Below are 19,386 nucleotides of genomic sequence, written 5' to 3'. Positions count from 1 at the left end.
AAATTAGAAAAATTTAGAAAATACCCAATATTGCTAACGCTTTCATAGTTTTCATTTTATAATGCATTTTAGGTCATTGATATTCTAATAGTGAATATTCAATATTACTATTTTAAATATTTAGGGTTATAATTATATTTCAAAAATTAAATCGGCAATATATAATCATTTTTATTTACTTTATAGCTTCAAAAATTAACAGGAAAGGTTGTTATGTAATTGGAAATTAGACACCTTCAGACTTTTCAAATCGTAGCAGAAGAAAAAAGACTAATTCAAGCAGCAATGCGCCTTAATTATTCACAACCTACTGTTACAAAGCATCTACAGCACTTAGAAGATGAGATTGGTTTACCTCTCTTTGAAAAAGTGGATAATAAAAGGAAACTAACTAAAGCTGGGGAAATTCTTTATGAGCATGCAAAAAATATCTTAAATGAGATGTTTACGATGCAAAGGAGAATCGAAGAATTTCAAGGAGAAAAGCAAGTTATTCGGGTTTGTGCATTAGATGAACATTGTGACCGTTTTTTTCTACCCCATATTATTAATTTTCAGAAAAGAAACCAAGATATTTTAATAGAAGTTTATTCTGTAGATAGTAGCGATGAGGCTTTAAAAAAGATAATACAAAATGAGATGGACTTTGCTATTGTAAATGGTAGAACTTTAAACTCTGACATTTCCAATCAATGCATTGACTATGAAAGTTTAGTGCTGTTCTCTTCAAGTAAAGTTGCTAATGATACTTCTCAAATGGAGAGCAAATTAGAAAAATATCCTGTATTGGTTGACCTTAGAGCTCCCTTTATAAAATTTGAAATATTGAACAAAGGAATTCACTTTCCAAATACTATTCACTGCAATAGTGATGAGAGCATAAAAAATGCCGTCCTCAATCACCCCTATCTCGGAGTAATTGGGACAAGCAGAATAAGAAAGGAAATCGTGGATGGGTCGGCTACAATTTTAGAAACCTATACTTCAAACATTCCGGTCAAACTCATTGCCTTAACAAAAAACTTAAGTAATCCGATTTTACAAGACTTTTATAGTTCAATGAGTAAAATGTATCGTCCTCTAAGTAATAACTAAATCGTGAACAAAATCCTAATATTAGATGACCCTATAGCTGGGTCATCTTTTAAACAAATGCGTAAATTAACTCTATTAAGCAATCGTTGAAAAGTATTCGAAAACAAATTGACGAAATTGTTTAGCCATAGGCGTGAAATAGCGTTTTTCTGACCACGCTAGCCCAATTGTGCGTTGACAAGATGGTTCAACAATTCGTAGTTTATGAGGAAACTCCTCTGATTTCGGAACCCAAGATAACTCAGAAACGAAAGCGACACCTAATCCTTGTCTAACTAAATCAGAAATAACTGAAGGCTCATCCCCCTCAAAGGCAATATTTTGAACAAACCCCGCCTCCCGGCAAAACTGATCTGTTAAGCTTCGGAAGCCAAACCCTGTATTCATACTAATAAACGCTTCATCCTTCACCTCCGCAAGTTGAATACTCTCCCTGTCGGCTAACCGATGATTAGGTGGTACGATTAAAAATATTTCTTCCGTAATAAGCGGTTCCCATCTAATACCTTCGCCTTCAATAGGGACTGAGGAAATACAATAATCCAACTCCCCTTCCATCAACAATTTTTTCATAGATGTAACAGACTTTAGAAACTGTTGAAAACGAGCATCTGGATATTTCGATAAAAATGAACCTAATAAAGCAGGCAATACTCTTGGAATCGTTACTGCCAATGTAATACTCTTTTGATCTTGCTCAGTAAATTGAGCTAGCTCCCTTTGTCCCTCATTCAATTCCGCAAAAGCCCTTTCCACACGGTTTAAAAAAATTCTTCCAGCTTCATTTAAACTAATTTTCCGATGTTCTCGATCAAACAATGCAACGCCCAAATCTTCCTCCAAGCGGGAAATCGTTTTACTAAGCGATGGCTGTGCAATTTGAAGTTGCTTTGCTGCCTTCGTCATATGTTCGAGACGGGCAACTGTTTGAAAATACTTTAACTGCAAAAGTTCCATATTGGTCCCCCTCTTGTATAGCTTTAAATCTATTATGTAATAACGATTTATGTATTATACAACATTAATATAATAGATTATTATGAAATAATCTTTTAAAAATAGGAAGGTAGGATTATTTCATGAAAGGATTTCAATTAATATTGCAAGACTTAGTAGCTATTTGGAAACATAAGCATGGGCGAACGGCCTTTATTTTTCTAATTCTTGTTCCTTTAATTTACGTTGGGTTCTTTTTAGCAGGATATTGGGACCCATACGGGCAATTGGACAAACTTCCCGTAGCTGTCGTTAATCTCGACGAGGGAGCTAATATAGATAATGAATCTTTACATGTTGGCGATGACTTTATTACCGAACTAAAGGAAGGCAAAGAATTAGACTTCCATTTCGTCTCTGCCAACACCGCTCAAAAAGGGCTTAAAGCAGGCGACTATTATATGGTCATCACAATTCCAAAGGATTTTTCTAAAAGCGTAACCACTTTAATGGAAGAAACTCCAAAAACAGCTAAACTATCGTATGAAATTAATCCAGGGAAAAACTTTGTAGCTTCACAAATTACTACAACAGCCGTGGAAAAAATGAAAACAAAAATTAACGCCAGCATAACGAAGTTTTACTCTGAATCTATTCTCACTAAATTCCAGGATGCTTCGACTGGTTTTGCAACAGCAGGAGCTGGGGCGGAAAAGCTTTCTAAGGGAGCGACTGATATACAGAGCGGCACCGATAAGCTAGCGGAGGGCATTCAAAGTTTAGATACAGGAGCTCAAAAGCTTCAAACAGGAAGTTCAAGCCTCTCAGCAGGGCAGGAAAGCTTATCAAATGGCGCTCAAGGACTCATAAACGGTTCTGACTCTCTATATAGTGGACTACAGCAACTAACTGGAGCTGAACAAACCCTTCAATCAGGAATAGGGCAAATGAGCGAAAGTATGACAGAATGGTCCTCTAAAAATACAGAGCTAGTTCAAGGTCAACAACAAGCAGCAAAAGCAGCAAGTAATTTGAGCGGGCAATTAGCTCAATATATAAAAGATCATCCCGAAGCGAAGCAAGATTCGGAACTTCAACAATTGATTGCTTTAGCAGAGACATTATCTGCAACTGAAACTACTTTAACAAATGGTCAACAACAACTAGGCGTAGCTGCTAAAAAAATCGCGGCTGGTCAAGCCACTCTTGAAACTAACATGAAAACATTTGGAACAAAGATGACTCAAGCTACTGCGGGGGCAAAGCAACTTCAACAAGGAGCGACTGAATTTTCAAGTGGTTTTGCTAAATGGTCAACAGGCTTTACTACGCTTAATACAGGAATTACAGCTCTATCTAGTGGGATTAATAAAGTATCAGACGGATTTCCAAAACTGCAAAATGGGCTATCTTCTTTAGTAGTGGGATCCAATGAATTAGCAACAAAACTAAATAGCGCAGCAGCAAAAACATCTAATCTTCAATATGATGATGCAACGACATCGATGTTTGCCCAACCAATCGAATTGGTAGAATCTGATTTATCTGATGTTCCGAATTATGGTGTCGGTATCGCACCTTATTTCTTATCACTTGCCTTATTTGTAGGAGGCATTATGGCATCTAATATTCTGCCTCTAGGCCGTAGGGAACTTCTAAAAGTGACTGGCACCGTTCACTTTATTAATAAATTAGGATTAGTTTACGTAGTTGGTTTAATTCAATCAATTATTGTAGATCTCGTTATACTGTTAGGATTTAAATTAGAAGTAGCAAGTGTACCGCTCTTTTTCCTTTCAAGTATGATCGTGTCACTTACTTTCATGACCCTTATCCTAATGCTCATTATTCTTTTAGGAAATATCGGTAAATTTATAGCAGTTACGTTATTAGTATTTCAATTAGCAACCTGTGGCGGAACATTCCCTGGTGAGCTTGGAAACCCTATTCTAGCTAAAATTGGCGCATTTTTGCCGATGGCGCATTCACTAAAAGGTTTCCAAGAAGTGATTACCCTTGGTGGCTGGTCAAACTTAGTTACACAAGGATCACTTTTACTCATCTATCTTTTACTCGCTTTCATCATTGCTTGGATTTCAAGCCACATCCAGCATAAAGAACAACCAACTGTAGAAATCGCTAAATAAAGCTATTCCTAAATTAGGGCATAATAAAAGGAGCCTTCCTCAATAGAAAGGCTCCTTTATCTAATTGGCATACTTTATTTACTTGTGATACGGTTCTTCATATAATCAAATCAAAATTATATCTCCCCCTACATCCAACAAACTGTCTACTCTGTCTTATCCTAAAAGTTATAAACTGATTTTAAAATTTTATAAAATTAAATGAACGAATTATTTAATTGGTGCATCTAATCATTAAAGGAGGCATGGAGATGGACGAAATCGAACTTGCCAAACAAGCGATTAATGGAGATGAAGCGGCACAGCTACTGCTTTTACAAATATATAAAGAAGCTATGTATCGTGTTGCCTATGGCTATATGCAAAATGAACATGATGCAAATGATGCACTACAAGAAATGACGTATCAATGCTTAAAAAATATCCATAAAGTGCAGACGCCTCAGTATTTTAAAACTTGGCTCGTACGCATTGTTATCAATACATGTTTAATGATGAAACGACAGCAAAAACGGATTGTCGTAACAGATGATATAGTGGCTCAGCCCGAGCAAATGGCGGAACTATTTGAACTCAATGATGTCATTGCAAAGCTACCAATTGAGCAACAGGAGCTCATTCATTTGAAGTACTTTAAAGATTTAAAAAACAGCGAAATTGCCACGTTACAAAAAATACCTGAAGGCACGGTTAAATCAAGATTACATAAAACATTAAAGAAGCTTCGTCATTTATTAGGAGAGGGGGGCATTTCATGAGTCAGTTGGATAATGACCAACAACAAAGATATATAGAATTACTTGAATCAGTGCCTATGGAGACATTGCAGTCAAATAAACAGGTCATTGCATACAAGCAATTAAAAAAGAGAACTCGCCATAAACGACTTTTACAATTTGCGGTTACTGCTGCTATTATCATGATTGCCCTTATTAGTTCCATTAGAGTATCGCCCGCTCTTGCTTATACGATGGCACAAATTCCAGTATTAAAACCACTTGTTGAAATGATTGCATTAGATAAAGGCATTAAAGATATTATTAACAACGAATATTACGAGCCTATTAATGTGAGTCAAACGATTAATGGAAAAACCCTTACGATTACAAGTGTTGTGGCAGATGAATCAGGAATGATCATTTCCTATAAGCTTCAATCAGACGAAGACTTAGCGAATATCACTGGCGTCTCTACAGAGGTCAAACAGCAAGATGAACAAATCTATGCATCTGTAGGGAGTAGTTGGTCAGCTCAGCCTGAAGGAACATTTGAAGTTGAAAATACAATTGAAGTGGCCGCAAGCCAAGGTATGAATTATTCATCGCAAAATTTTGAAATTACATTATCGCTTAGCGATCATCCAGAAACAGTCTTTGAAATGCCATTTACATTAAAAAACGACATTAAAGCATCGAAAAAATACCCTATTAATAAACATTTAACTGTCGATGGGCAAAGCTTTACCATTCATGAGCTAATAATTTCTCCGATTAGATCAGAATTGAAAATGTCGATTGATTCATCGAATTCTAAGAAAATATTAAACTTTGACGATATTCGTATATATGATGAACATCAAGAGGAATGGGGCAAAATTCGAAACGGTTATTCTGGATTTGGTAATTATGAAGATAAACAATTTAGCATCATGCTAGAGAGCAATTTTTTCCGTATCCCAAAAAGTATTACGATTGAATTTCGAGAAATCGAGGCTATTAATAAAGCTGATGAATCGGTAGTAATTGATTTTGATAAAAAGGAAATTATTGCTCAGCCTAAGAATATTAATACCGAGCTTGAAATAATAGATAACTTCGAAATTCAATATAAAATATTATCCTCCAATAAAAATGAACTTAGAAGTATGTTTAATCATTTAATTGACGCTAATGGTGAAATTTACTATTCAAATAGTGCAACATTTTCTGAGCACGACAACTATCTATTAGTTACACAAAAATTTAATATGGAGAATGTTAAAAATCTCCCTGTTAATCCAGTAAAGCTTGAAATTGCGCGCTATGACCAATATTTAAATGGCGTTGGTCGTATTCAAGTGGAACTTAAATAAATAGTAATCCTAAAGAAGCCGATTCTAAAAATACGCTAGAATCGGCTTTTCACATTATCCTCGTTCATTACTCGTCATTTAAACTTTAATTTCATAATCCTCTAAGGCATTGCGCAAAAGGGGACTCGGTTCACCTACGCTGTAAAGCTGTAAATTATGCATTGCTCTCGTACAGGCTGTGTAGAAAACTCGACGTAAACTCTCATCGCCATATATTTGCTCCGATGCATCATAGATAATGACAGCTTCAAATTCAATTCCTTTGGATAAATAAGAAGGTATGATGACAACCCCTTGCTCATACTCGGGTGAGCCATTTTTTATAAGCTTAATACCCTCAATAGTAGACAAAGCTTCATATGCATGCTTGCTCTCCTCGGCAGATTTACATATGATGGCGATACTGTTATAGCCATCACTTCGCAAAGCTTCGACCTTAGTCGTAATACAGTGATGCAAAGCTGTGCGATCAGCTAATTGTGTCAGCACAGGTAGCTCGCCTTCACGTTCAAAAGGAATAATCCGTTCGCCATTAGGTACTAGTCTGCGGGTAAATTCGACAATCTGTTTTGTAGAGCGATAACTACGGGTCATATTGATAACTTCTGTTTCATCCGGTCCATATAAGCTACTAAGAATATTAAAATCAATCATTTCATTCGCATGCGCAAAAATTGCCTGATTAAAATCACCTAATACTGTCATTTTCGCAAAAGGAAACAATCGCTTTAAAAATTCAAATTGGAATGGTGAATAGTCCTGTGCCTCGTCAACGAGTATGTGCTTAATCGAGCTATTCGTTTGAAAACCTTGAATTAACTCTTTTATAAATAAAAACGGAGTTGCATCTTCGTAAAATAGTTTATCTTCGTCTAGCATTTCCAACGTCGCGTGGCAAATAGCCTCCCACTCCACTGGTGTCTCTCCCTCTATCCACTGTTTTATTTGCATAGGGTCTATAAACAACTGCTTGTAAATTTCCTTAATATCGATAAACTGCAACGCTCGAATTCGTTTCCGCAATGTCTTCAATTTCTTGGATACAATTAATCGTGCAAGTTTAGCAGGCTCCATCTCATAATCGGCTACTGTCTCTCTTGCAAAGCCCTTTCTTTTAGCTAAATAGACACGTGCCTTATGGTATTCCTCGTTGCTAAGCAGCTCAATTTCTTCTTGTACCCATTCCTTCTTCCATTCGACTTTTTCTATTTCTTTTATTTCCTTCAAGATCCATTCCTTTAACTTTTCCAGTCGATTATGAAACTTAAGTGAAGCGTCACTACTATAAAATTGCTCAGCGATTTGTTGCGCGGTAATAATCGGCTGCCCTCTGAAGTTAATGCCCTTAAATATCATGCCGGAGTACTCCAGCGATTTTCTGTATGCTTTAATGACTTCAAAAAAACGTGTAGATGCTTTGAATCGGATGCTCGCTACTCTTGATTTATATGCTGGACTATTTGCTGCTGTTAAAACATATTCCAATTGCTCGTAAGGATTTTCAACATAAAACTCTTTACTTAATCGGTGATGTAAGTACTCCTGAAATGTAACTTGCTGCATATTTTCTTCACCAAGTTCAGGTAGCACATTGGATACATAGCTATTGAACATTGCATTAGGTGAAAATAAAATAATTTGATCAGCATTTAATCTATCCCGATATTTATAAAGCAAATAAGCTATTCGCTGTAAAGCTGCAGATGTCTTGCCACTACCAGCGGCACCATGAACTATAAGCAATCTCCCATGATCATGACGAATAATTCGGTTTTGCTCCTGTTGAATCGTCGCAACTATACTATGCATATGTTTGTTTGTACCTTGCCCCAAAACTTGCTGTAAAATCTCATCTCCGATAGTGAGACTTGTATCAAACATCGATTGAAGAACACCATCGCGAATAAGATATTGCCACTTTTTCTCCAACTCCCCTTGGATAATGCCTTCAGGTGTCGAGTACTGGGCAGGACCAGGCGAGTAATCGTAGTAAACACTTGAGATAGGAGATCGCCAGTCATAGATAAGGAAATCCTCCCCACTCTTATCCATAAGAGAAGAAATACCTATATAGACCTGTTCCTGAGCTGACGTACCTTCCTCTAAGAAATCAATTCGGCCAAAATAAGGAACCTTCTGCATACGGCGTAACGTAGACAATCTTTTAGACGCATGTTTGTGGGTGCTTTGACTAACAGACAGTGCTTGCGTTTCTTGTCTTAAGCCGATAATCGTCTCAAGATAATCGTCGAAGGTATCCATATTCACCTTAATTTCATCCCAAAAATGTTTGCGAATATTTACAACTTCGTTCTTACGCTGTAAAGTTTCTTTCTCCAACCTACTCAGTTGCTCTGAAATAGTCTCCATTACATTGTCTAATCGTTTTTGCTCCTGCTGAAACTCCGATTTCATCGCATTCACTCCTTAAAAATGTAAGTATAGGGGTTGACTTATAAAAAACAATGCTTTATAATTAAGATAGGGATAATATATCCTTTTAATAATAAAGTGCCTATCTATATAAATTTAACACATGTTCATGTTTTTATCAATGGATTAACCATGATTTCTATTTCTATATAAATAAACATTTAACATAGCGTAAAAACACTTCGCAATCGACATCTAGGAGTGTTTTTTTATTTGCAAAAAAGCACCGCTCTACAACCTAGAACGGTGCTTTTACTTATTCGCTCACTGCAAGCAATCGATGTTTAGTTAGTTACTTACTTTTTTAGTTTTTGGCACAAACCAAACAACAACAAATGCAATAATGGCTACGATAAGCATAGTGAAATAAGTCGTGTTAGTTGCGGTAGCATAACCTCCACTTGTGCTAGTTGAAACCTTTGTTAGTTGTATTGTATAGATTGTCACAATCACTGCTGTGCCAATTGCTCCTGCTAATTGACGAATCGTATTATTAACCGCTGAGCCATGTGAAGCTAATTCTTTCGGTAGTGCATTTAAGGCTGCTGTATTTAAAGGCATTGTAATAAAAGCTAACCCAATTCGTAATATAATTGTGCGGACAAGTAAATACATATATGGAGTAGAAGCAGATAAATCAATTACTGCCCACATCGACAAAACGATTAAACTCATGCCTACTATAAATAATGGCTTTGCACCATATTTGTCATACATTTTCCCCGTTACCGGTGATAAACCTGCATTTATTAATGCCCCTGGTAACAATAAAAGACCAGCTTCAAAAGCAGTAAATCCACGACCATCTTGTAAATAAATTGGTAGTAAAATTAAATCCGCATACATTAATATGGTAATGGCTATATTAACAAGCGTTGTCATTGAAAACATTTTATATTTAAATACCGTCAAATTTAATAATGGCTCAGCTGAAGACATTTGGCGCTGACAAAATAAAAACGTCACAATGATTCCTAAAAGAAGGGATGTAATAACAAGCCAATCAGCCCATCCTCTACTTCCTGCAATACTGAACCCAAAAAGTAAAAATCCAAATCCGATTGTTGAATACCCAACACTTAATCCATCTAATTTTACTTTTGCCCCCTCAACTACATTAAATAAATATTTATAGGCAAACAAAATAATTAGCAAAACAAATGGAATCAAGCCAATAAATAGCCATCTCCAAGACAAATATTCAACAAAAAAGCCTGAAACAGTTGGTGCAATTGCTGGAGCGAATATAATGGCAAATCCAACTTTCCCCATAACAGCTCCACGCTCTTCCATGGGATACAAAAAAACAATGACTGTCATCATTAATGGAATAATGATTCCTGCCCCAACTGCCTGGATCATACGTCCTGTCAGTAACATTCCGAAATTCATTGCACTTGCAGCAACAATAGATCCTATTAATAAAAAAAGCATAGAACTGATAAACAACTGGCGAGTTGAATATCGTTTCATTAAAAAGGCAGTGATTGGGACTAGCACACCATTCACTAACATAAAGCCTGTCGCTAACCACTGAATGGTTGTAGGGGTTACATCAAAAATAACCATTAAATCACTAAGTGCCACATTTAGTAATGTTTGATTCAATGTAGAAAAGAAGCATCCTGCAATCATTACAAAAAGCAAAAGCTTTTTCATTCGAGCAGATATTTCATTTTGCATAATAGAACTCCTAACGCTATCATAATTTTATCGACACATTGTCTAAAAAATATCTTAACAAGAAATTTACTAAGTTGACCATGAACAATATAGTATTTACTGTCGACTACTAGACAATTTGAAGCAAACTGTATATAAAATCTATAATGATAGACAGGAATGAGAAAAATGACTAAAAAAGAGGATCCGCGTGCCATAAGAACACAGGAAATGCTTAAAAGTGCTGCCTTAACCCTCTTAAATAATGGACTAACCATTAATCAATTATCTGTGCAAAAGGTGACACAAAAGGCGTTATTAAATCGAACAACATTTTATTTACATTATCAAGATATCGATGCCCTAATTACGCAATTAACACAGGAAATTTTACAGGAGCTAACTGAAAAAATTGAAGCGCTTATTCAAGTTCAGGGCATCGACGAAAAAAAACAATTGATTCAATTACTAGATTATCTTTATACACAAAGACATCATCTACTCATTCTTTTTCAACTCGAACAATTTGAAAATCATTTATTCCAATTATTAAAAAAGTTAATCGAAATTCGCAGAAATAAAAATACTAAAACAACTAAAAAGGTCTATGTTGATTCTCAAATCAAAACAGCTTCGATAGTTGGCGTTATAATGTGGTGGTTAAAAAATGGGCTACATTTAAGTTCTGATTATATAGCAGAACAAATTCACCTTATGTATAAATCTTAATAAATATACAAAAATAGCAATAAACATGAATACAAGTTGGTGTGTGTTAAGCATGCTACAATTAATGTATGAAGAACAGTTGGAGTGACGAAAATGAGTAAACGAGAACAACAAAAACAACAACGCCGTCAACATATTATCCAAATTGCAAAAGATTTATTTTTGGAACATGGCGTTCAAAATATACAAATGCAAGATGTCGCGGACGCTTCTGGTGTTGGGATTGCGACAATATTTCGTTATTTCCCTAAAAAAGAGTATTTAGTGATTGCAGCCTCAAATACTATTACTAATGACATGGCGACGCATATAGAGCAGATTGTTGAGCAAACAATACCTGCTTATGAAAAAATTAAACAAATTTTGGATTATTATATAAGTGGAACAAAGGACCCTAAGCTACGGCTAGCAAAGTTTTTTGAGTCCTTTGATTTACATGAAAAAATTGCTACCGAATCATCTGAGCAATATGCAGAATATTTTTTTGCACGAAACAAATTGGCTGGTATTTTATTCACATTGGCTGACCAAGGAAAACAAGATAGCTCATTAAGACATGATGTTGATTTAGATTTATTTATCATGACGATGGTGCAAAATTTTAGTTTATTTACATTTAAATCAAGCCTAACAACCCACGAGCCAAACCTCTCCACGTTGTTATCTACGGACAAGCAACTGGAGTTGATGAAGGATGTATTTTTATCTTTTATTCGACCACAATAAATGACGAACGTTTTGAATTGACATTCGAACGCGAAAGTTGTTAACTAGGAAGTAGAAAAGTGATAGTTAACTATCAAATTTTAATTTTTAGGGGGCTTTTTAAATGAGTCGTTTAGCAGGTAAAGTAGCAATAATTACAGGAGCTGCACAAGGTATGGGTGCTGCACACGCAAAATTATTCGTAGAAAACGGTGCAAAAGTTATTTTAACAGATTTAAATGAGGAAAAAGGAAATGCATTTGCAGCTGAATTAGGAGAAAATGCTATTTTCGTTAAACAAAACGTTACTTCTGAAGAAGATTGGGCTACAGTTATCGCGAAAGCAGAAGAAACTTTCGGTCCAGTAAACGTATTAGTAAACAATGCTGGTATTACAATGGCGAAAAATATGCTAGAAGTGACATTAGAAGAATACCGACGTATTGTAGACATTAACCAAGTGTCTGTATTTTTAGGTATGAAAACTGTTGCAGGTTCAATGGCGAAAGCTGGTGGCGGTTCAATCGTCAACATTTCTTCAATGAACGGCTTAGTTGCTGGCGCTATTGGTTATACAGATACTAAATTCGCTGTTCGTGGTATGACTAAGGCAGCGGCAATCAATCTAGCACCAATGGGTATTCGCGTAAACTCTGTACACCCAGGCGTTATCGCAACACCAATGGTTGTACAAGCAGATACAAAAGCTGCAGTAGAAGAATTCTCTAAACATATTCCATTAAAACGTGTAGCTCAACCAGAAGAAGTATCTAATATGGTATTATTCCTAGCTTCTGATGATTCTAGCTACTCAACAGGTTCAGAATTCGTTATCGATGGCGGCTTAACTGCACAATAATACTTGATAAAAAAAAGCCCAATTTTCTATTAAAGAAAATTGGGCTTTTTTTTTATGGGCGTGCTGTATATCTCCTATTTCCCCCTCATTTAGCATCGTTGAAATAACACCATATGTTTTTATTCCAATTAAAAGGGAATGCATTAAAGTAAGATGACTTTGAGGAGGATTCAAATGGAAAATAAAAAAACTGAACAATTAAAGAAACATATCATTGATAACCAAGGAAAACATGCCTTAACGACGAATCAAGGATTAAAAATGGCAGAGGATGAATTTTCTTTAAAAGCAGGTTTAAGGGGTCCTACCCTTATGGAGGACTTTCATTTCCGTGAGAAAATGACTCATTTCGACCATGAACGTATTCCTGAACGTATTGTTCATGCACGTGGTGTTGGCGCACATGGTATTTTTCAGCTTTATGAATCATTAGAAGCTTATACAAAGGCTGATTTCCTTACAAATCCCTCTAAAATCACACCTGTCTTTGTCCGCTTTTCGACAGTACAGGGATCTAGGGGATCAAATGACACAGTGAGGGACGTGCGCGGCTTTTCCACTAAATTTTATACAGACGAAGGTAATTATGATTTAGTCGGCAACAATATGCCTGTTTTCTTTATTCAAGATGCCATTAAGTTCCCTGATTTCGTCCATGCGGTAAAACCTGAACCACACAATGAAATACCACAAGGTGCTAGTGCTCATGATACTTTTTGGGATTTCATCGGGCAAAATCCAGAAACAGCTCATATGATTATGTGGCATATGAGTGATCGTGCCATTCCTCGTAGCTTACGAATGATGGAAGGCTTCGGCGTTCATACATTCCGACTTATTAACGCTAAAGGACAAGCCCATTTTGTGAAGTTCCATTGGAAGCCTACTCTAGGTGTACATTCATTAGTTTGGGATGAGGCACAAAAAATTGCAGGTAAAAACCCTGATTTCCATCGACTAGATTTGTATGAAGCGATTGAAAAAGGAGACTTTCCAGAATGGGAGCTCGGTTTACAGGTAATTCCGGAAGAAGATGAGCATGCATTTGATTTTGATATATTAGATCCAACTAAATTATGGCCAGAGGAAGAAGTTCCCGTAAAAATAGTCGGCAAAATGACTCTAAATCGGAATGTAGATAATTTCTTTTCTGAAACAGAACAAGTTGCTTTCCATCCTGGGCATGTTGTACCTGGTATCGATTTCTCAAATGACCCTCTTTTACAAGGACGATTATTCTCTTATACCGATACACAACTTTCTCGATTAGGAGGGCCTAACTTCCATCAGATCCCAATTAATCAACCAGTCTGCCCTTTTCAAAACAATCAACGTGACGGTATGCACCAAATGGCAATTTTCCGAGGACAAACGAGCTATCATCGCAACGGCTTAAATGACAATCAACCAGCTCCTGTTTCTGCCGAAGAAGGAGGCTACGAGCATTATCAAGAAAAAATTGATGGCAATAAGATTAGAGGTCGTAGCGAAAGCTTCTTAGACTTTTATTCACAAGCGAAGCTCTTCTATAACAGTATGGCTCCTTTTGAGAAACAACATATTAAAAATGCCTTTAGTTTCGAACTTGGCAAATGTAAATCGAATGCCGTAAAAACAAATGCAATTGACCTTATAAATCATATAGACCATCAATTAGCTCAAGAAGTAGCCAACAATATTGGAGTGGCATTGCCTAAGACAAATCTTGAAATACAATCAGATAAAAAATCGCCCGCACTTAGCATGGCTAATACTATCTTTAAACCAGATACGAAAAATGTCGCGATTTTATTGAATGGAAAGCCTAAGGAATCCCTTCTAACAGAATGGCTTCAGACTTTAGCTAAACAAAATTTAAATTATAGTATCATCGATAAAAAGGTATCTCAATTCGACGATTCCCTTAAAGTAACCGATACTTATGACACAACAGACCCAAGCCTTTTTGATGCTGTTTTAGTCATCAGTAGTGAATCTCCTATTCAAACACCTGTGCTAGAGTTTATAGAAACAACCTTTAAACATAATAAACCTTTAGCCTTTGACCTTAATGATCCTCAAGCATTAGATTCTTGCAGGATAAAACTTGAGGGATCGGGTGTCTACAATTTAAAAGACTCTACAATTGAATCCTTTATTGAAGGCATAGCCCAAGGTCGATTCTGGGATCGATAAAACTAAAAATAAAAGAAGGCCTATCCAAAACTCAGTTGTTTGGATAGGCTTTATTCATTAGATTATCTTATTTACTTACATAACTTTTACCCTTAAACATCCCCTGCATTCCGTAAATTCCCTAAAAAAACTTTGACTTTCGAAAAACATTGATGTAAATTGTTAAATACACGAACGTATATTGGTATACCAAAACACAATGTTCGCATTTTAAAATTCTTCGTATAAAGTTGGAAATACGGTCCAAAAGTCTCTACCAAACTACCGTAAATAGTTTGACTATGAGGAATTACAAAAAACGATATATTATTCTCGTACTGAAAAAACGGTTAGTTTATTCGGTCTATTTACGTTTTTTGTTTTTCTGTATGTCAAACTCTAGTTTATTAACTAGGGTTTTTCTTTTTTCACTCTTATATACGTAATTATTTTAAAAAAAGTACTTCACCAAGAGAGGAAAAGAGCATGGAAAACACAGAACAACATCAATCCATATGGCAAGTAATTAAACAGAATTACAGATTATATTTAGGAGCGCTTGTTATCGTTATTATTGCCGAACTGATTGGAGTAAAAAAATTCCAAGTAGGTTCTGCTTTAATCGTTATATACCCAATGCTTTTTGCAATTGTAATAAGTGTTTTACTTGGCCCAGATATTTTTCGATTTTTTAAAGAAAAGGCATCTACAAAGGCTTCATCTCTTGTCCTTGTAGCAATCACACCCTTTATGGCGAAAATTGGGGTACTTGCTGGCTCTAATCTCCCTAAGCTTGTCGATGTTGGTCCAGCATTAGCCTTTCAAGAGCTTGGACATGTCGGCACAATTTTTCTAGCCTTACCGATTGCATTATTGCTAGGGATTAAAAAGGAAGCCATTGGCGCAACTAGCTCTACTTGCCGTGATAAGGATTACGGATTGATTTGTCATTTATATGGCGCCAATTCACCAGAAGCTAGAGGTGCTCTATCTATTTACATCATCGGTTTTTTAATCGGTACCATTTATATTGGATTTTTAGCAAGTATTGTAGCTTCGACTAATATTTTTCATCCTTTAGCATTAGCGATGGCTTGTGGAATAGGTAGTGGTGTCATGATGGCGGCAGCATCTAGCACATTGGCAACAATTTACCCAGAATACGGCGATCAAATTATTATGCTAGCAGGTGCAAGTGATACGTTAGCTGCCATTATAGGTATCTACTTTACTTTATTTATCTCTCTTCCTCTTACTAGGAAATTATATTACTTGCTTGAGCCAAGAATCAGTCCAAAACATACACGTGATCCAAAACAAATGAAAAGCATGAAGGTTGGTGATTAATATGACAATGAGCATGCGAGATTGGACAATTTCTCTTTTATTAACGTCTGTTATTACAACTCTTATGGCAAACCTAATTGGTTCTCATGTATCCATTGCAGAATCTATTCCTGGCGTACTGATTTTATCAGCTATAGCCTTCGTCGGTATATTTTTAGGAAAAATCATTCCTTTAAAAATCCCAGCAATTATTTATGTTGTTCTAACAGGCTTACTTGTTGCTAGCCCGATTTCACCTATTTCTCAACCAGTCATTGAGTATACAGCTAAAATTTCCTTTATGGCTCCTATAACAATCGTTGGTACCCTTGCTGGAATTGGACTTAATTTTAAATCATTTATTAGCCAAAGCTGGAAAATGGTCATTATCGCTTTATTAGTTTTTACAGGTACGTTCATTACACAAGCAGTCTTTGCTCAAATATTTTTAAACCTAACCGATGCATTAGATTCATTCTAAATCGAAATAGAGAGGCACCCCCTCTCTATTTTTACTTAATTCATTAATGGAGGCATATTATGCAGGATATAGCGTATAACGCTGATTTAATAGTTAAAAATTGTTCTATCTTAACCCCTGATTTTAACATCATTCATGACCAATCGATTGTCATTCAAAATAATAGCATCGTAGCTATTGGAGCTACTGCATCACTTGCTAATATTTATCAATCAAAAGACATGTTAAACGGGAAAGGCAAACTAGTACTACCAGGCTTAATTGATGCCCATACTCATACATGTCAACAACTTCTCCGTGGAAGAATTACAGATGAATATCCTATGATTTGGACGCGCATCATGGTTCCATTTGAAAGTAATTTGCAGGAACAAGATGTTAATATAAGCTCACAGTTAAGCTGTCTCGAAATGATTAAGTCTGGCACAACAGCCTTTATCGATGCTGGTGGCAGACATATGCAGCAAGTAGCAAATTCGGTATTAGAATCTGGACTACGAGGTGTTCTAACATGTTCGACTATGGATAGTGGCTTAGACATCCCTCCTACGATGAAATCTAGTATCGAAGAAAATATCCACAATAATCGAGCGTTGTTTAATCAATTCCACGGAGCTGGCGACGAGCGATTAAATGTATGGTTTTCTCTTAGATCCATCATTACTTGCACACCAGAATTAATACAGGAAGTTTTCGCAGCAGCAAAAGAATGCTCTACTGGTGTGCAGTCTCATATGAACGAATATCCAAATGAAATTAGCTATTGCTTAGAAAAATTTAAAATGCGTCCATTTGAATATCTTGCTTCCTTAGGTGTCCTTAATGAAAATTTCTTAGGTGCCCATAGTATTTTGCTTTCTGAAAACGAAATGGAAGTTATTAAAACTTATAACAGTAAAGTTGTTCACTGTCCTATTAGTAATTCAGGTAAAGGTGTGCCAAAAACGCCTAGCTTGTTACATAGAGGAGTTGGTGTTGGCTTAGGCACAGATGGAGCAGGTCATTCGGGACTAAGCTTATTTGATCAAATGAAAGTGTTTAAATCATTAATACGTGCATTTTCTGGCGTTCCAATTTTCGATCCGGTAGTGATGCCTTCAAAAAGTATTTTAGAAATGGCAACATTAGGTGGAGCAAAAGCAATGATGCAAGAAAACCAGCTAGGAACATTGGAAGTTGGCAAAAAGGCGGACATGATCTTGATTAACATTGATCAGCCCCATATTGCTCCTTCACATAATTTAATAAATACCCTAATTGAATCAGTTAACAGCAATGATGTAACAGATTCGATTGTTAATGGTAAAATATTAATGAAAAACAGAGAAGTTCTAACACTGGATGAAGAAAAAATAAAATACGAAAGTAAGCTTGCAATGAAGGAGCTTGCTATTCGTGCAAACATTTAACCCTTTATTTAGAGGGTTAATAATAATTGAGGTCTAAAATATGTTAACAAACACACTTCTATTAAGTATTGTTTTATGTTCCAATTTAGTGATTGGTATTCTATTAGGAATGTCTGGCATTGCGGGATTTCTTCTCCCGTTAATTTATGTAGGTTTTTTAGAAATACCTGTCCATGATGCACTTGCATTGAGCTTTTTAGCTTTTGCTGTTTCAGGTATACTTGGCGCTTATTCCTATTGGAAATCTAAAAACATGGATTTGAAATTAGCCCTATTTTTAAGCATTGGTAGCCTTCCTGGCGCGTTTTTAGGTGTCCAAATCAATGTGCTCATTTCTGATTTTTTGGCCAAGCTGCTTCTCTACCTATTTATTTTGCTAGCTGGATTGTCGATTATTTTGAAGAAAAACAATGAAAATGCACTTATTAATAAATCGAAAGTATTGAATCAACCATTTATTGTGGTGATTATCGGTTTTTTAACTGCAACGATTTGTGCTTTAACAGGTGCAGGTGGCCCAATTTTATTAGTACCATTACTAGTTAACCTTGGTGTCAATATTCGTGTGGCTGTAGGTGTTAGTCTTTTAAATTCAGTATTTATCGCTATACCATCTATATTTGGATACTTTGCATATGCCAATGTCGAAAGTATTTATAGTTTAGTAATTGCTAGTTTAATCGGCGTAACGATTGGCATCCTCACCGGTACTCGCATTGCGAATAAAGTACCTATGAACTTGTTAAAATTAATGATTGGTGTTATCACTATACTTTCTTCACTTTATATGCTCTTTACGTTGAAGTAGGAGCTGACTCAAACGGAAAAAGAGCCTTTAAACAGGCTCTTTTTTATGTGTTTTTTTAAAAATGTTGAGTAAATGGATTAGGTGGCACATAATGAGGAGAAAAACCATGCTTAAAGGAGCTGAATAATATGCAGCCATTTACTAAAAATGTGATCGCTGTAATACAGCGTATCCCAAGCGGTAAGGTTATGACGTATGGCCAAGTTGCAGCCTGTGCAGGTAGCCCAAGAGGGGCAAGACAAGTTGTAAGAATACTCCATACGATGAGTGAAAAATATCATCTTCCTTGGCATCGTATTGTCAATATGAAAGGGGAAATAACGATTCAGGATGCAGTGCGTCAGAAAGCACTATTAGAAGATGAGGGAATTGTTGTCACGTCTACCTTTACGCTTAACTTAAAGCACTATCAATATAAAATTGACCCTATCGATTTTGATTTCTAAAGAAAAAGTACCCCTAAATTGTTAGCTGTCGTGTCTAATGATTTAGGGGTATTTTACCTGTATATACATATAATAGAATTTAAACTCGTTCATTATTGTCAATTAGATAGAGGATGCTTTTTTAT

At 36.0% G+C, this 19,386-nt stretch carries 16 protein-coding genes and 1 riboswitch; of the genes, 13 read left to right on the top strand and 3 right to left on the bottom strand.

Going from position 1 to position 19,386, the window contains the following annotated elements:
* The first annotated feature begins 219 nt into the window (after positions 1-219).
* Positions 220-1,095 (top strand): LysR family transcriptional regulator, encoded by an 876-nt coding sequence (locus ACIP9C_RS16570; RefSeq protein WP_401012375.1) that lies wholly within the window; start codon positions 220-222, stop codon positions 1,093-1,095.
* Positions 1,096-1,170: 75 nt separating this feature from the next.
* On the opposite strand, the gene ACIP9C_RS16565 is transcribed toward ACIP9C_RS16570, so the two are convergent.
* Positions 1,171-2,052, bottom strand: a complete 882-nt coding sequence (locus ACIP9C_RS16565) for a LysR family transcriptional regulator (protein ID WP_401012373.1) — start codon at positions 2,050-2,052, stop codon at positions 1,171-1,173.
* 122 nt (positions 2,053-2,174) lie between these two features.
* Between ACIP9C_RS16565 and ACIP9C_RS16560 the strand changes: the two genes are divergently transcribed.
* From ACIP9C_RS16560 to ACIP9C_RS16550, 3 genes are all read left to right on the top strand, one after another.
* On the top strand, positions 2,175-4,178 hold the full coding sequence (locus ACIP9C_RS16560; protein WP_401012371.1) for a YhgE/Pip family protein: 2,004 nt from the start codon (positions 2,175-2,177) through the stop codon (positions 4,176-4,178).
* A 251-nt stretch (positions 4,179-4,429) separates the two neighbouring features.
* Positions 4,430-4,936: a sigma-70 family RNA polymerase sigma factor gene (locus ACIP9C_RS16555; RefSeq protein WP_401012369.1), complete on the top strand. Its 507-nt coding sequence runs from the start codon at positions 4,430-4,432 to the stop codon at positions 4,934-4,936.
* A complete protein-coding gene (locus ACIP9C_RS16550) occupies positions 4,933-6,249 on the top strand; it encodes a DUF4179 domain-containing protein (protein ID WP_401012367.1) in 1,317 nt (438 codons plus the stop codon). The genes ACIP9C_RS16555 and ACIP9C_RS16550 overlap by 4 nt, the downstream gene beginning before the upstream one ends.
* 78 nt (positions 6,250-6,327) lie before the next feature.
* Here ACIP9C_RS16550 and helD read toward each other — a convergent pair whose 3' ends face one another.
* A complete protein-coding gene (gene helD / locus ACIP9C_RS16545) occupies positions 6,328-8,664 on the bottom strand; it encodes an RNA polymerase recycling motor HelD (RefSeq protein WP_401012365.1) in 2,337 nt (778 codons plus the stop codon).
* A gap of 306 nt (positions 8,665-8,970) precedes the next feature.
* Positions 8,971-10,365 (bottom strand): DHA2 family efflux MFS transporter permease subunit, encoded by a 1,395-nt coding sequence (locus tag ACIP9C_RS16540; RefSeq protein WP_401012363.1) that lies wholly within the window; start codon positions 10,363-10,365, stop codon positions 8,971-8,973.
* A 168-nt stretch (positions 10,366-10,533) separates the two neighbouring features.
* Between ACIP9C_RS16540 and ACIP9C_RS16535 the strand changes: the two genes are divergently transcribed.
* The 9 genes from ACIP9C_RS16535 (at position 10,534) to ACIP9C_RS16495 (ending at position 19,261) form a co-directional block, all read left to right on the top strand.
* Positions 10,534-11,073, top strand: a complete 540-nt coding sequence (locus tag ACIP9C_RS16535; protein ID WP_401012361.1) for a TetR/AcrR family transcriptional regulator — start codon at positions 10,534-10,536, stop codon at positions 11,071-11,073.
* A 93-nt stretch (positions 11,074-11,166) separates the two neighbouring features.
* On the top strand, positions 11,167-11,799 hold the full coding sequence (locus ACIP9C_RS16530) for a TetR/AcrR family transcriptional regulator (protein ID WP_401012359.1): 633 nt from the start codon (positions 11,167-11,169) through the stop codon (positions 11,797-11,799).
* A gap of 103 nt (positions 11,800-11,902) precedes the next feature.
* Positions 11,903-12,637 carry a glucose 1-dehydrogenase gene (locus ACIP9C_RS16525; RefSeq protein ID WP_401012357.1) on the top strand — a complete coding sequence of 245 codons (735 nt, stop codon included), beginning with the start codon at positions 11,903-11,905 and terminating at the stop codon, positions 12,635-12,637.
* A gap of 174 nt (positions 12,638-12,811) precedes the next feature.
* On the top strand, positions 12,812-14,812 hold the full coding sequence (locus ACIP9C_RS16520) for a catalase (RefSeq protein ID WP_401012355.1): 2,001 nt from the start codon (positions 12,812-12,814) through the stop codon (positions 14,810-14,812).
* A 200-nt stretch (positions 14,813-15,012) separates the two neighbouring features.
* Positions 15,013-15,114, top strand: a riboswitch (purine riboswitch).
* A gap of 163 nt (positions 15,115-15,277) precedes the next feature.
* Complete coding sequence (locus ACIP9C_RS16515; protein ID WP_401012353.1) at positions 15,278-16,138, top strand: DUF3100 domain-containing protein; 861 nt, start codon at positions 15,278-15,280, stop codon at positions 16,136-16,138.
* Position 16,139: 1 nt separating this feature from the next.
* Positions 16,140-16,598 (top strand): hypothetical protein, encoded by a 459-nt coding sequence (locus tag ACIP9C_RS16510; RefSeq protein ID WP_340821607.1) that lies wholly within the window; start codon positions 16,140-16,142, stop codon positions 16,596-16,598.
* Between the two features lie 59 nt (positions 16,599-16,657).
* Positions 16,658-18,007: an amidohydrolase family protein gene (locus ACIP9C_RS16505; RefSeq protein WP_401012351.1), complete on the top strand. Its 1,350-nt coding sequence runs from the start codon at positions 16,658-16,660 to the stop codon at positions 18,005-18,007.
* Between the two features lie 40 nt (positions 18,008-18,047).
* Entirely contained in the window at positions 18,048-18,815 is a 768-nt protein-coding gene (locus ACIP9C_RS16500) for a sulfite exporter TauE/SafE family protein (RefSeq protein ID WP_401012349.1), read from the top strand.
* A 128-nt stretch (positions 18,816-18,943) separates the two neighbouring features.
* The gene (locus ACIP9C_RS16495; RefSeq protein WP_401012347.1) at positions 18,944-19,261 is read left to right on the top strand and encodes an MGMT family protein; all 318 of its coding nucleotides are present in this window, start codon (positions 18,944-18,946) and stop codon (positions 19,259-19,261) included.
* Positions 19,262-19,386: the final 125 nt, after the last annotated feature.

This window comes from Lysinibacillus sp. NPDC093210, from assembly GCF_044753985.1.
Taxonomy (GTDB): Bacteria; Bacillota; Bacilli; order Bacillales_A; family Planococcaceae; genus Lysinibacillus.
Note: the sequence above shows the minus strand (reverse complement) of the source record. Positions and strands in the feature narration are given on the sequence as shown.

What these genes read in the sequence shown, in the direction of transcription:
- ACIP9C_RS16495 (WP_401012347.1), top strand. Translation starts at nt 18,944, where the DNA reads ATGCAGCCATTTACTAAAAATGTGATCGCTGTAATACAGCGTATCCCA.
- helD (WP_401012365.1), bottom strand. Translation starts at nt 8,664, where the DNA reads ATGAAATCGGAGTTTCAGCAGGAGCAAAAACGATTAGACAATGTAATG.
- ACIP9C_RS16525 (WP_401012357.1), top strand. Translation starts at nt 11,903, where the DNA reads ATGAGTCGTTTAGCAGGTAAAGTAGCAATAATTACAGGAGCTGCACAA.
- ACIP9C_RS16550 (WP_401012367.1), top strand. Translation starts at nt 4,933, where the DNA reads ATGAGTCAGTTGGATAATGACCAACAACAAAGATATATAGAATTACTT.
- ACIP9C_RS16515 (WP_401012353.1), top strand. Translation starts at nt 15,278, where the DNA reads ATGGAAAACACAGAACAACATCAATCCATATGGCAAGTAATTAAACAG.
- ACIP9C_RS16555 (WP_401012369.1), top strand. Translation starts at nt 4,430, where the DNA reads ATGGACGAAATCGAACTTGCCAAACAAGCGATTAATGGAGATGAAGCG.
- ACIP9C_RS16560 (WP_401012371.1), top strand. Translation starts at nt 2,175, where the DNA reads ATGAAAGGATTTCAATTAATATTGCAAGACTTAGTAGCTATTTGGAAA.
- ACIP9C_RS16520 (WP_401012355.1), top strand. Translation starts at nt 12,812, where the DNA reads ATGGAAAATAAAAAAACTGAACAATTAAAGAAACATATCATTGATAAC.
- ACIP9C_RS16510 (WP_340821607.1), top strand. Translation starts at nt 16,140, where the DNA reads ATGACAATGAGCATGCGAGATTGGACAATTTCTCTTTTATTAACGTCT.
- ACIP9C_RS16530 (WP_401012359.1), top strand. Translation starts at nt 11,167, where the DNA reads ATGAGTAAACGAGAACAACAAAAACAACAACGCCGTCAACATATTATC.
- ACIP9C_RS16540 (WP_401012363.1), bottom strand. Translation starts at nt 10,365, where the DNA reads ATGCAAAATGAAATATCTGCTCGAATGAAAAAGCTTTTGCTTTTTGTA.
- ACIP9C_RS16565 (WP_401012373.1), bottom strand. Translation starts at nt 2,052, where the DNA reads ATGGAACTTTTGCAGTTAAAGTATTTTCAAACAGTTGCCCGTCTCGAA.
- ACIP9C_RS16535 (WP_401012361.1), top strand. Translation starts at nt 10,534, where the DNA reads ATGACTAAAAAAGAGGATCCGCGTGCCATAAGAACACAGGAAATGCTT.
- ACIP9C_RS16505 (WP_401012351.1), top strand. Translation starts at nt 16,658, where the DNA reads ATGCAGGATATAGCGTATAACGCTGATTTAATAGTTAAAAATTGTTCT.
- ACIP9C_RS16500 (WP_401012349.1), top strand. Translation starts at nt 18,048, where the DNA reads ATGTTAACAAACACACTTCTATTAAGTATTGTTTTATGTTCCAATTTA.